The organism is Enterococcus sp. C63, assembly GCF_040887215.1.
In the GTDB taxonomy this organism is placed as follows: Bacteria; Bacillota; Bacilli; order Lactobacillales; family Enterococcaceae; genus Enterococcus_B; species Enterococcus_B hirae.
This window is the reverse complement of record NZ_JBFOFI010000008.1, coordinates 15141-27885: the sequence shown is the minus strand read 5'-3', so window position 1 is coordinate 27885 and position 12745 is coordinate 15141. Positions and strand designations below refer to the sequence as shown.

12 protein-coding genes are annotated in these 12745 nt (G+C 36.7%); 8 read left to right on the top strand and 4 right to left on the bottom strand.

Going from position 1 to position 12745, the window contains the following annotated elements; genetic code table 11:
• Window positions 1–91: 91 nt before the first annotated feature.
• The 6 genes from rsgA to AB3H90_RS11665 all read left to right on the top strand — a co-directional run bounded on the left by rsgA (window position 92) and on the right by AB3H90_RS11665 (window position 5584).
• The gene (gene rsgA, locus AB3H90_RS11690) at window positions 92–991 is read left to right on the top strand and encodes a ribosome small subunit-dependent GTPase A (RefSeq protein WP_010737282.1); all 900 of its coding nucleotides are present in this window, start codon (window positions 92–94) and stop codon (window positions 989–991) included.
• A gap of 12 nt (window positions 992–1003) precedes the next feature.
• The gene (gene rpe / locus AB3H90_RS11685) at window positions 1004–1654 is read left to right on the top strand and encodes a ribulose-phosphate 3-epimerase (protein ID WP_368016761.1); all 651 of its coding nucleotides are present in this window, start codon (window positions 1004–1006) and stop codon (window positions 1652–1654) included.
• Window positions 1655–2290 (top strand): thiamine diphosphokinase, encoded by a 636-nt coding sequence (locus AB3H90_RS11680; RefSeq protein ID WP_010720592.1) that lies wholly within the window; start codon window positions 1655–1657, stop codon window positions 2288–2290.
• Between the two features lie 155 nt (window positions 2291–2445).
• Window positions 2446–3300 (top strand): rod shape-determining protein MreC, encoded by an 855-nt coding sequence (gene mreC / locus AB3H90_RS11675; protein ID WP_010720591.1) that lies wholly within the window; start codon window positions 2446–2448, stop codon window positions 3298–3300.
• Between the two features lie 3 nt (window positions 3301–3303).
• Window positions 3304–3813 (top strand): rod shape-determining protein MreD, encoded by a 510-nt coding sequence (gene mreD / locus AB3H90_RS11670; RefSeq protein ID WP_010737284.1) that lies wholly within the window; start codon window positions 3304–3306, stop codon window positions 3811–3813.
• Between the two features lie 217 nt (window positions 3814–4030).
• The gene (locus tag AB3H90_RS11665; RefSeq protein ID WP_368016760.1) at window positions 4031–5584 is read left to right on the top strand and encodes an NlpC/P60 family protein; all 1554 of its coding nucleotides are present in this window, start codon (window positions 4031–4033) and stop codon (window positions 5582–5584) included.
• A 464-nt stretch (window positions 5585–6048) separates the two neighbouring features.
• Here AB3H90_RS11665 and AB3H90_RS11660 read toward each other — a convergent pair whose 3' ends face one another.
• On the bottom strand, window positions 6049–7851 hold the full coding sequence (locus AB3H90_RS11660; RefSeq protein ID WP_368016759.1) for a M3 family oligoendopeptidase: 1803 nt from the start codon (window positions 7849–7851) through the stop codon (window positions 6049–6051).
• 118 nt (window positions 7852–7969) lie between these two features.
• Here AB3H90_RS11660 and AB3H90_RS11655 point away from each other — a divergent pair, with 118 nt between their 5' ends.
• Window positions 7970–8476: a VanZ family protein gene (locus AB3H90_RS11655; protein WP_010720587.1), complete on the top strand. Its 507-nt coding sequence runs from the start codon at window positions 7970–7972 to the stop codon at window positions 8474–8476.
• A 238-nt stretch (window positions 8477–8714) separates the two neighbouring features.
• Here the strand turns inward: AB3H90_RS11655 and AB3H90_RS11650 are convergent, their stop codons facing one another.
• The 3 genes from AB3H90_RS11650 to AB3H90_RS11640 form a co-directional block, all read right to left on the bottom strand.
• A complete protein-coding gene (locus AB3H90_RS11650; protein ID WP_063627632.1) occupies window positions 8715–9158 on the bottom strand; it encodes a hypothetical protein in 444 nt (147 codons plus the stop codon).
• Between the two features lie 111 nt (window positions 9159–9269).
• On the bottom strand, window positions 9270–10676 hold the full coding sequence (locus AB3H90_RS11645) for a L,D-transpeptidase family protein (RefSeq protein ID WP_126342916.1): 1407 nt from the start codon (window positions 10674–10676) through the stop codon (window positions 9270–9272).
• 170 nt (window positions 10677–10846) lie between these two features.
• Window positions 10847–11821, bottom strand: coding sequence for an L-lactate dehydrogenase (locus tag AB3H90_RS11640; protein ID WP_005875171.1), 975 nt, complete (start codon window positions 11819–11821; stop codon window positions 10847–10849).
• 353 nt (window positions 11822–12174) lie between these two features.
• On the opposite strand from AB3H90_RS11640, the gene pth reads away from it, so the two are divergent.
• A complete protein-coding gene (gene pth, locus AB3H90_RS11635) occupies window positions 12175–12735 on the top strand; it encodes an aminoacyl-tRNA hydrolase (RefSeq protein ID WP_010720584.1) in 561 nt (186 codons plus the stop codon).
• Window positions 12736–12745 lie beyond the last annotated feature (10 nt).

Here is a 12745-nt window from a genome sequence, read left to right as displayed (position 1 = left end):
GCTCTGCTATTTTTTATTGAGTTTCGCTAAGTTTCTTGTCAGGAACGCCACATGATTTTTCTTTCCTGTGGTAAAATAAGGAAAACTGGAGGTGGCATACATCAAAGGACAAATCAGAAAAGCAATTAGTGGGTTTTATTATGTACACGCAGACGGTGAGACCTATCAAACGAGAGGACGAGGAAACTTTCGTAATCGAAAAATCACTCCGTTAGTGGGTGACCAAGTACTATTTGAAAGCGAAAACAAGACGGACGGTTATTTGTTAGAAGTGATGCCTCGTAAAAATCAACTGGTGCGTCCACCGGTAGCAAATGTCGATTTAGGTGTCGTAGTTACAAGCTTGGTAGAACCAAATTTTTCTTATAATTTATTGGATCGCTTTCTAGTGACTTTAGAATATGAATCCATTGAACCTGTCATATTTTTGACAAAAACAGATCTTGCTTCAAACGAACAGCAAATCGATGAGATCAAGCAAACGTATGAAACGATCGGTTATCCAGTGATTGTTCCGAAATATCCTGGAGATACTGCAGAATTAATTCGTTACTTCCCAGAACGATTGACCGTTTTTATGGGCCAATCTGGTGCTGGAAAATCTACACTCTTAAACCAAATTTCGCCAGATCTAAACTTAGAAACGGGGGAAATCTCTGATTCTTTAGGACGTGGGAGACATACAACGAGACATGTGGAATTACTCCCATTGTATGATGGTTTAGTAGCAGATACACCAGGATTCAGCTCGATCGATTTTTTGACGATCGAAACGACTGAATTACCAAAACAATTTCCTGAATTTGTCAGTGCATCGAACCATTGCCGTTTTAGAGAATGCATGCATGCTAAAGAGCCTGGGTGCGAGGTGAAACGCCAGGTCGAAACAGGTGAGATTGCCCAAACACGTTATGAGAACTATTTGCAATTTTTACAGGAAGTCGAAAATCGAAAACCAATCTATTCTAAAAAAGAAGGTAAACGAAAATAGGAGGAAGCATTAATGAAAATAGCACCATCTATCTTAAGCGCAGATTTTTCTAATTTACAAAGAGACATCGAACTAGTAGAAAAAGGAGGGGCAGATTACATCCATGTAGATGTAATGGATGGACAATTTGTTCCAAATATTACATTTGGTCCCAATATCGTACAAGCTATTCGACCAATTACTAAGTTACCACTAGACGTGCATTTGATGATTGTTGACCCGGAAAAATATATTCCGGCGTTTGCGAAGGCTGGAGCAGATATCATCACGGTGCATGTGGAAGCCACTCCACACATTCATCGGGCATTGCAAATGATGAAAGATCTAGGCGTGAAATCAGGAGTCGTGATTAATCCAGGCACACCTATAACGATGATCAAACATGTTTTACCGATAGCAGATCAGGTCTTAGTGATGACTGTTAACCCAGGATTTGGTGGACAAAGTTTCATTGAAGAAACGGTAGAGAAAATTGCTGAATTATCAGAATTACGCGAGCAAAATAATTGGCATTATTCCATTGAAGTAGATGGCGGTATCGTTTCTGAAACCGCACAAATTTGTCAAAAAGCTGGAGCAGATGTTTTCGTTGCCGGTTCTTATATCTATAACTCAGAAGATCCAGTGGGACAAATCAACCAGTTAAAAGAGGCATTGAAATAAATGCAGGTTTTATTAGTGGCAGGAGGTTCTCCTGAAAATTGGCCAGAACTACAAAACAGTTATGACTGTTATGTAGGCATTGATCGTGGTGCATGGTATCTTCTTCAAAACAATTTCCCCTTGGATTTAGCAATCGGTGACTTTGATTCGTTATCGGTAGATGAAAAAAAACAAGTTGAACAAGCAACGAATGAACTGATCCAAGCACCAGCAGAAAAAGATGATACAGATACGCAGTTGGGGTTGTGTCAAGCCATTGAACGATATCCAGAAGCAACAATCACGATCATTGGCGCAACTGGTGGTCGATTGGATCACCTGCTTGCTAACCTTTGGCTACCGTTAGAACCAAGATTTAAACCACATGCTCAAAAGATCATTATTTGGGATCGTCAAAATCATGTCACCTACTATTTACCTGGCAAACATGTGATTACCAAAATGGATAAAATGCGTTATTTGGCCTATTGTTGTTTGACGCCTGTAACAGAGCTGTCCATCCAAAAGAGCAAGTATGAACTGGAAACAACTGATGTGAGCCAAGCAACTTCTTATGCAAGCAATGAATTTGTTTCAGATACGGCTGATTTTTCCTTTTCAACTGGGATGGTCGCAGTGATTCAAAGTAAAGATTAAGTTTGCTCTAACCGAGTAAATACAACAGAAATAGTTAAAAATGACAAGTCAAATTATTTACTAAAAAAAAGCTTAAGAGAGGTGTCATACCTTTTGTTTCGCCTCAATTAGTGATAAAATTGATCATAAGAGTCTAATTAATTCGAGGTGTCTTTGTGAAGAAGTTCAATCCTAATAAAAATATTATTATTACCTTAATCATTGTTATCATTGTGGTGACAATCTTAAGTGTGACTGCCGCGCAACGAGCGAATGAAGGAAAACCTAATTTCTTCCAGTCTTTTGTCAATGACAGTGTTTCATTTGTTGACCGTGCAATCTCTGCGCCCGTAAGATGGGTCGAAAATGGAGTGGATTCAGTCCATAACCTTTTCACGACTTATTCTGAAAATGAGCGATTAAAAGAGAAAATCGATAGTTATGATGAATTAGCATTAAAAAATAAAAATGACCAAAAAGAAATCGAAGCATTAAAGAAAGAACTTAACTTAAATCAAACATTGACTAACTATGAAAAAGTAACGGCGAATGTGATTACACGTTCACCAGATACTTGGCAAGATATGTTGATCGTTGATAAAGGATCAAAAGATGGCATTGAAGTGAACATGGCGGTAATGGCACAAAAAGGATTAATTGGTCGAGTAGTTGAAGTCAATCGTACTTCTTCTAAGATCGAGCTGCTGACTTCGTCAAATGAAAGTTCGAATCATTTCCCAGTTCGGGTATCTTCTTCTAGTGGAGAAGCATTTGGATTATTGAAAAACTATGACGAAAAACTGCAAGCGTTAGTCGTGACACAATTAACTGGAGATACGAATATCAAAGAAGGCGACGTCGTTCAAACTTCTGGCTTAGGTGGGAACTCACCAGCAGATCTGCCGATCGGAACAGTCATCAAGACCAAACCAGATAGCTATGGCTTGGATCGTGAAGTATATGTGAAGCCTTACGCTGGAATGTATGATCTGCCAGTTGTGACGATCGTGCAACGACTGGTGGAGGATTAACCTATGCTGAAAAAAGATACAATGAAATATTACTTGCCAGTTGTATTGTTCTTATTGATGTTGATCGATGGGCATTTGACTAGAATGTTTGTCGAGTGGTCAAATGGGCAATACATGGCTAGTGCCCATTTTCTCATTTTGGCTTTGCTGTTTTGCAGTATGAAATTTCCTAAAAGGTATTTATTGATTACAACGGTCGTCCTTGGAGCAATCTTTGATACCTATTATATCGGTGTAATCGGGATCTATGCGGTGGCATTACCACTGATGGTCTTTATTATGTATTCGATGAGTTCTTATATCCACTTTAATATCTTTACAGAATTTTTTAGTATGATTATTTTTGTTACGGGGTATGAGTTGTTCACTTTAGCTGTACAATTGATTTTCAAATTAGTATCTGTAAATAACACTTACTTTATTACTAGATATCTTGGGCCAACTTTATTATTAACGATGATTCTATTCGCAGTTTTTGTTTTTCCATTCAAGAAATTATTCAGTGATGAATAATTTCTTTTTTTTGTACTGATTTCTGAAATAAATGTCATATTTTGTGAATAATCATTGAAACTTACATGTTTGTCATTTTAAGATTTTATTTTGAAATGTTTTTGTAACATAACTATTATATCGTTGACATACTGCTATGGTACAATTTTTATATCGTTAAGAAAGACTTAAATATATTTAGATATTTATTAAATTAAGCCAGTCGGAGGAATGAAGAGTGAAAAAGAGTTTATTATCAGCGGTAATGCTAAGTTCAATCGCTTTAACTGCCGTAGGATCACCGATCGCTGCCGCGGCGGACGATTTTGATTCTCAGATACAACAACAAGACAAAAAAATTGCAGACTTACAAAACCAACAAGCAAGTGCACAATCACAAATTGAAGCATTAGAAGGTCAAGTTTCTGCTATTAACACAAAAGCGCAAGATTTATTAACTAAACAAGATACATTGCGTAAAGAATCTGCTCAATTAAAACAAGAAATCAAAGATTTACAAGAACGTATTGAAAAACGTGAAGCAACAATCCAAAAACAAGCACGTGAAACACAAGTAAAAAATACTAGTTCAAACTATATTGACGCTGTGTTAAATGCAGATTCATTAGCAGATGCTGTTGGTCGTATCCAAGCAATGTCTACAATCGTTAAAGCAAACCAAGACTTAGTACAACAACAAAAAGAAGACAAACAAGCAGTAGAAGCGAAAAAAGCTGAAAATGAAGCAAAACAAAAAGAACTTGCTGACAACCAAGCTGCTTTAGAGTCACAAAAAGGCGATTTATTAGCAAAACAAGCTGACTTAAATGTCTTGAAAACTTCATTGGCTGCTGAACAAGCAACAGCAGAAGATAAGAAAGCTGACTTGAACCGTAAGAAAGCTGAAGCTGAAGCAGAGCAAGCACGTATCCGTGAACAAGCTCGCTTAGCAGAACAAGCTCGTCAACAAGCAGCTCAAGAAAAAGCTGAAAAAGAAGCACGTGAACAAGCTGCTGCACAAGCTGCACAAACACAAGCTTCATCATCAGCATCAACTACAACAGAAAGCTCATCAGCTGCACAATCTTCAAGTGAAGAATCAAAAGCTCCTGAGTCTTCAACAACAGAAGAATCAACATCTACTGAATCTTCTACAACAACAGAAAATTCATCAACTGGCTCTTCTTCTACTGAATCATCTTCAACAGAAGAATCAACAGTTCCTGAATCTTCTACACAAGAGTCAACACCTGCGAATACAGAAAGCAGTTCAAGCAGCTCTAATACAAATGTAAATAATAATACAAACAATAGCACTAATAATAGCACTAATAACAGTACAACAAATAACAACAATAACAACAATAACAACAATACTGTAACACCAGCTCCAACACCTACACCAACGCCTGCTCCAGCACCAAATCCTTCTGGTAGTGTGAACGGCGCTGCGATTGTAGCAGAAGCTTACAAATATATTGGTACTCCATATGTATGGGGTGGTAAAGATCCAAGTGGCTTTGACTGTTCTGGATTTACACGCTATGTATATTTACAAGTAACTGGCCGTGACATCGGTGGTTGGACAGTACCTCAAGAATCAGCTGGAACAAAAATTTCAGTTTCTCAAGCAAAAGCTGGAGACTTATTATTCTGGGGTTCTGCTGGCGGAACTTATCACGTAGCTATTTCATTAGGTGGCGGACAATATATCCATGCACCACAACCAGGTGAAAATGTTAAAGTTGGTTCAGTTCAATGGTACACACCTGATTTTGCAGTAAGTATGTAATAATAAATAGAATGAACAGGAGGAGAAATCTTCCTGTTCATTTTTTTTTGTGGCTCTATTCTTTTTGATGTTGGTGAAATTCACCAACATCTTTTTTATGGTTTAAAAAGTATAAAAATGATACCCTATGATTCTAAGATTTCTTTTTACCAATATCCTTTGACAACGTGTCTTTTTTAGTCTGTAATGCAATCAGTGAGTAAAGAATGAAGTTTATATGTAGCTATAAAATAGTAGGGGACATTGGTGATTTTCACAAAAAATGATCATGGATGTTTGGAATGAGAGACGAAGCAACCAAAATAAATGAGCTAGAGTGAAGAAGGTTGGTGTAAACCAATCACTATTCTCTCTAGCTCATTTGGACTTATTAGTCAAAATAGGATTTCCAATGAATGAAAAAACTGCTATTTTTACTGTTTATGAATCGATCATTTTATCTAGTAATGATTTAGCTTGATCAATTAATGTACATATTCTTCAGAAAGTGTCATGAAACTATTGATATCCTCTAAAACCATATCGATGCCAGCTTGCCAGAAATCTGGTTTCGTTAAGTCAACACCTAAATGTTTTTGAGCAAGTTCTTCGGTTGTCATTGAAGCTGTATCTCTTAATAACTCAATGTATTCTTGCTCAAAACTTGTCCCTTTTTTGTTTGTATAAGCATAAATACCTAAACTAAACAAATAGCCAAACGTGTAAGGGAAGTTATAAAAAGGAACATCATCAATAAAGAAATGCAATTTAGCTGCCCAGAAGTGTGGGTGGTAAGTAGCTAAGGCATCATGATAACCTTCTTTTTGAGCTTCAACCATCATTTGAGTGATTTCTTCTTCTGAAACAAGTCCTTCTTGTCGCGCAGAATAGAAACGATTTTCGAAAATGAAACGAGAATGGATATTCATAAACATGGCCAAAGCATTTTGTAATTTAGTATCTAATAAATTGATTTTTTCTTCTTTCGTTTTGGCTGCTTTTAAGGTAGCATCAGCGACAATCAATTCAGCAAACGTGCTAGCAGTTTCTGCAACATTCATTGCGTAATCACGGTTCAATGCTGGCAGATCCCACATGACACTGCTATGAAAAGCATGACCTAATTCGTGGGCTAGCGTAGCTACTTCATTGACTGAGTTACTATAGGTCATAAAAATTCTGGATTCTTGGGTTTCTGGCAGCTCAGTACAATACCCGCCAGGTCGTTTTCCCGGACGATCCTCTGCTTCAATCCAACTTTTTTCAAATGCAGATTGTGCAAAGGTTGCCATTTTGGGACTGAATTTTTGGAAATTCTCAATGATAAAAGAGGCAGCTTCGTCAAAGGTAAACGTCTTTTCCTTTAGATCTCCTAAAATAATTGGTGCATCTTGATCTTGCCACTCCATTTTTTCTTTACCGAAAAGATTGGCTTTTCTTGTTAAATAATCAACTAACGGTTGTTTATTTTTTTGGATAGTTGCCCACATCACATCAAGTGTTTCTTTTTTCAAACGATTGTATTCTAATGGTTTTTGTAAATAGTCGTTCATACCATGTAGTTTATAGGTTGATAAACGGAAACCATCTAAGTGATTTAATGTGTCCGATAGTAAAGACGTTTTTTCTTGCCAAGCTTTTTCCCAGGCAATAAATAACTTTTCACGTACGAGTGGATCTGGATCACCCATCATTTTATTGAAGGCTTGACCTGCTGACAAGTCAGTTACCTTGCCATTTTCTTCAAATGGAATCACGATTGTTCCCACAATTGTGTCGTAATGACTGCTCCACGCGTTCAGCCCGTCTAATGAGAGTGTATTGATGATGTTTTCTTCTGCTTCGGACAATAAACGATGACCGTCTCTGCGAATCTCATTCATACGAAAAGCAATCAAAGAAAATTCATCTGTTTGGAGCAATGTTTGCCAATTATTGTCAGATATTTCTGCAAATTTTTTCGATAAAATCGTATCGGCTGATTGCCAACGTGGTAATAGTGCATATAATTTTCCTGATAAAAGCTTTGCTTGGGTATCTTTGACATTCGCAGATAACAAAGCCGTAATATAACTATTACATTGAGAAAAACCTTCTGTAATTGTTTCTTGTTGTTTGATCAGTGTCGTAAGTTCGTCATTTGTACTGACTGAATGATCCCATTGATTAACGGATTGATAATAGGTAGTGATTTGTTTTTCTAATTGTTCTAAGCGTTCATTTAAGGCTGGGGAATCACTTCCACCTGAAAAAATTGAATCAAGATCCCAATTTAGTGAATATGTCATGAAAAAGCTCCCTTCAATTTATAATACAATTAGTATAGCATTATTTTCTTATTTAAGTCTCTAAGAAAAGTTTGTTGTTTCGCAAAAAAAGAGCTATTATAAATGGCAGAGGTGACTTATGAATTCAATAAAAAAACAAATGAAAAATGGCAACTTTTATTTAGTTATTGCAGTACTCATCATGGCTCTCTTATTTTACAGTTCATCGCAAACTTACGGACAACAATCCCAAGTCTCCAGGATCGAAGAGTGGTTTCCCAATCATCCGTTTAAACAAGTATTTGATAATATTCGTTTTACTTATGGCGATGGTGTAGTGAGTGTAGATCATTTAGGTTATGGTAAATTCGTTGAATTTTTCTTACGAAAAGGTGCTCATTTTGGGTCTTATTTTATTTTAGGTGGTAGTTTGTTTTTAGGGGTCTTTCCTAAAATGAAAATCTGGTGGTTAACAAGTGTCTTAGCTTGGTTATCGGCGACCGGTTATGCTGGGTTAGATGAATTTCATCAGATGCTTACAGGGGATCGAACACCGTCTTTCCAAGATGTCATGCTCGATTCAATGGGGGCATTGACAGCGATTGTCTTATGCTTGATCGTTGGTTTTGTGAGAAAAAAATTTTAGGTAGAAGTATCAATTAGTGTACATGAAAAAATGAGTTATAGAAGTAATTAAAATTGAGTATGAAGCCGAAAAATCCTAAAATAGTTTTCTATTTTAGGATTTTTCGGCTTCATTTCGTAGTATACTTGTGATTCATTTTTATAAAATAGAACTTGTGGATCAAAGCCAGCTGTTGTTTATTTATGGATAGATTGGATTGGAATTTATTTTAGGAGTGGTTGATTTTATCCTTGAATCATTATCTGTACCTCTCTTTGGGCACTAGTTTTTTATACGGTGACGCCTTTTGTGTATCGCTGTATAATCCTTTCATTATTTCTTCAAACAGAAGTTCATATGTATGTAATAATTTCTGGTGATTAGCCAACTCATTGGATGATGAGCGAAAAAACCTATTCCATAGCGAATTATTTTGATCTTGATTCGCGATCGTAGTATGAATATTATCCAGTTGCTGAAGGATTGAACGGAGGAGGCCCTCACCATTTAAAAATGATTGCATTTTTCTCTTGTCACTAGCTAGTTTTTTGACTAAAATCTTTTGTTCAAATTCATTATTCTCTGGTTTGACGAGTAGTTTTTGCTGGTCTGCGATACTGGCGGATAATTCTAAGATCTGTTGCTCAGTGTAATCAAGAAACTGTTGATAATAAGTTTTTTTAGCTTGTAACTTATCGTCCATTTTATTCCCCCTTTGATAGTGATAGACGTAAAAAAACTGGTCTCTCTAAAGTTTAAGATAAACTTTGTTGAGAAACCAGTTTTTTTACGAATTCATTTTTTATTGAAGCTATCAGAAAATGATTACTGGTGTACCTTTTTCTACCATGCCAAACAATTCTTTCATGACACTTGGCGGCGTATTGACACATCCATGAGATCCACGAGTTTTCCAAAGATCGCCACCATATTCAGGTTGCCAGTCGGAATCATGGATACCAACACCGGTCCAGTCAACTGGCATCCAGTAGTTTACAGGACTTGCATAAGGGGTTCCATCATCATTCGTTCCTTTTAATGTAGCATTTTCCTCTTTGTTCCAAACATAGAAAACACCAGCTGGAGTAGGGGTCTTAGGTTTTCCAGACACGATGTCAGTTTCTAGCGCAACTTTACCATCTTTGTAATACCACATATGCTGGTTTTTTAAATCAACTTCGATATAGGTATCTTCTATTAAAGGATGATCAGCTGTTGTGGCACCTTGAACAATTGGTGATCGGGTAAAGTCTTTACCTGCTAAAATGGCTGACTTCAAAGCTTCTGTTTCTGCATCAGTTTTGATTGACCAACTATAGGTACCCACAGGAACCGTTACTTCACCCCGTTTTGTACTTTTAAATTTTGTGTCATTCGTACTTGTGTTATATTTTTCTCCTAAACCTGTTACATAGTTTTTAACTTGTGTTGTATCTAAATCAACTTTACCATCTGTGTAAGTTAGCCAGTTAGCAATTTCAGAACGAGGTATCTGGAAAGTATTGCCGTTGATACTATAGGTTCCTTTGATATTAGCAATGGCATTCATTTCATCGACTTGTTTTGTTAAATTTTTATCGGTCGCTGTCACTTTTGGTTTTGTTTGAAATTTAGTTAAATCAATTTTGTTTTTGCCATCCTTCACACTGGTTTTCAGCGCGTTGATAGCTGCTGTCACATCAATCGTATCGCCAGTTATTTCTGGTTTTATTTTGAAAGAGTCACCAGATTTTTCAATTGTCGCATCTTGTGTCTGTGTCCGATCTTTATTTAATTCGGTTAGCTTATTCGTCGTGGAAGCCAGCGTTTCATCTAGTTTTTGATGATCAGTATCTTGCGGATCAATTTCTTGTTTTTCACTAGCGGAAACATAGTTCATGCCCCATGACCAAGCATTTTGTTGGTTTAACAATCGAGATAAATCTGCTGAAAAGTCATCTTTATAACCAAGCTCAGATTTTGCGATCTCTTCCCAAACTTTCCCATTTTCTTCAATCGTCAGCTTTTTATTGGAAAAGGTGTCTTTTAATTTGTCATTTGCCTGTTGCACGGTCAGGTTACTAACATTGATGGAATTAATTTCCGTGTTAGGTAAAAAATGATTGGTGTAATATGTACTGCGGTAAGCGTAAAAGCCGATTAATGCAAGGAATACGCCTAGCGTAGTTAATAGACCAATGTGTAGCGATTTCGATTTTTTATGATGAGAAGATCTTGTCATGCGGGCAGCTCCTTATTTGATAGTTTAGCGTATAACGAACTAATCATAGCATATTTTGAGAAAAAAGACGAAGGGGACAAATGATTTAGCAAAAATTTAACGATCGTTAAGTAAAAAAATCAAGCAGAATGCTGACATTCTGCTTGATTAAGTGGTTAAATTTATTCTAATTATTCAGCGTCTAATTTAGAAAAAGCTTCATCTAAGATTTCTTTTAATTGTTTAGCTGAAGCAGCCATACGATCTTGTTCGCTGTCACTTAGAGGGATTTCGATAACTTTTTGGATACCTTGACGGTTGATTACTGCAGGGGCACCAATGTAGATATCGTTCAAGCCGTATTCACCATTCATAAATACAGATAGTGGAAGTACAGCATTTTCATCATCTAAGATGGCACGAGTGATACGTGCTAAGGCTACAGCGATACCATAGAAAGTAGCGCCTTTCTTTTCAATGATTGTGTAAGCAGCATCACGTACACCAAAGAATAAGTTAACCATTGCTTCTTCATCAACGTCTGGATTGTTTTTAACCCATTCATAAATTTGTAAACCAGCAACGTTAGCATGTGACCAAACAGGAAATTCTGAGTCACCGTGTTCACCTAAGATATAAGCATGGACGTTACGTGCATCAACATCAACTAATTCTGCAAGTGCTTGACGGAAGCGAGCTGAGTCAAGTGAAGTACCTGAACCGATTACGCGTTCTTTAGGGAAGCCTGAGAATTTCCAAGTTGAGTAAGTTAAAATATCTACTGGGTTAGCAGCAACTAAGAAAATACCATTGAATCCTGATTCAACAATTTGTGTTACTACATCGCGGTTGATTTTTAAGTTTTTATTTACTAAGTCTAAACGAGTTTCACCTGGTTTTTGTGGTGCACCAGCAGTGATAACTACTAAGTCAGCATCATGTGCATCTGCATAAGTAGCAGAGTAGATTTTTTTAGGTGAAGTAAATGCTAGAGCATGTGATAAATCAATAGCATCTCCTTCAGTTTTTGCTGTGTTGATATCTACGATACCTACTTCTTGTGCAATGTTTTGAGTAACTAGAGCAAAGGCATAGCTAGAACCTACGGCGCCATCTCCAACAAGAATTACTTTTTGATGATCTTTTTTTTCTGCAGCTGCAGTCATTATATATCAATCCTTCCATTGATTTTGTTTTTTCCCATGCCTATGCTAACATTTATCAAGCCCGCTGTCACGCTATTTGGCTATAAAATATAACAGATAACAAGGTTGTATTATATGTAAAAGCTTACATGTGCGTGATTTCACTATTTTTAAAAGGTTATTAATTTATTAGACTTTGAAGAAAATTTTAATTTCTTTATCATTTGTTAAACATTCTCTTTTTGTTGAAACAGGTACTTGTGTGTTATACTTAATAGTAGAAAGTAAAAAAATGAAAAAATGAGTCAAAGACTGGATTGCTTTAGGGCGCTCCAGCCTTTTGTGCTGCTTTTTTCAATTAGGTGGTAGAACAAATGAAAATGATCGTAGGGCTTGGAAACCCAGGAACCAAATATGCACAAACCAAACATAATATCGGCTTTATGGTCGTTGATCGCATGGCTGAAAAGCAACAAGCTGTGTTTAAAAAAAATACATTTGAAGCGGAAGTTGCAGAGTTTTTCTATCAAGGAGAAAAAATCTTATTAGTGAAGCCGCAAACTTTTATGAACGAATCTGGTCGTGCTGTAGGACCATTAATGACTTATTTCGGTATTTATCCGGAAGAATTAGTTGTTGTTTATGATGATTTAGATCTTGTAACTGGCAAGATCCGCTTGCGCCAAAAAGGGAGTGCTGGAGGGCATAATGGAATAAAAAGTATCATTTCTCACTTGAATACGAATGTATTTGACCGTATCAAAGTAGGCATTGGTCGACCAGAAGGAAACAAAACTGTTGTTCAACACGTGCTAAGCCCATTTAGTAAAGAAGTTCAACCATTGATTGAAGCAAGTATCGATCAGTCAGTGGCAGCACTCGAGTTTATGCTGGATGGTCATTCGTTTATCGATACGATGAACAAATTCAATTAGCGAAGGAGGA

Coding starts and splice junctions, on each gene's coding strand:
- rpe (WP_368016761.1), top strand. CDS start 1,004: ATGAAAATAGCACCATCTATCTTAAGCGCAGATTTTTCTAATTTACAA.
- mreD (WP_010737284.1), top strand. CDS start 3,304: ATGCTGAAAAAAGATACAATGAAATATTACTTGCCAGTTGTATTGTTC.
- AB3H90_RS11660 (WP_368016759.1), bottom strand. CDS start 7,851: ATGACATATTCACTAAATTGGGATCTTGATTCAATTTTTTCAGGTGGA.
- AB3H90_RS11655 (WP_010720587.1), top strand. CDS start 7,970: ATGAATTCAATAAAAAAACAAATGAAAAATGGCAACTTTTATTTAGTT.
- AB3H90_RS11680 (WP_010720592.1), top strand. CDS start 1,655: ATGCAGGTTTTATTAGTGGCAGGAGGTTCTCCTGAAAATTGGCCAGAA.
- AB3H90_RS11650 (WP_063627632.1), bottom strand. CDS start 9,158: ATGGACGATAAGTTACAAGCTAAAAAAACTTATTATCAACAGTTTCTT.
- pth (WP_010720584.1), top strand. CDS start 12,175: ATGAAAATGATCGTAGGGCTTGGAAACCCAGGAACCAAATATGCACAA.
- AB3H90_RS11640 (WP_005875171.1), bottom strand. CDS start 11,821: ATGACTGCAGCTGCAGAAAAAAAAGATCATCAAAAAGTAATTCTTGTT.
- AB3H90_RS11645 (WP_126342916.1), bottom strand. CDS start 10,676: ATGACAAGATCTTCTCATCATAAAAAATCGAAATCGCTACACATTGGT.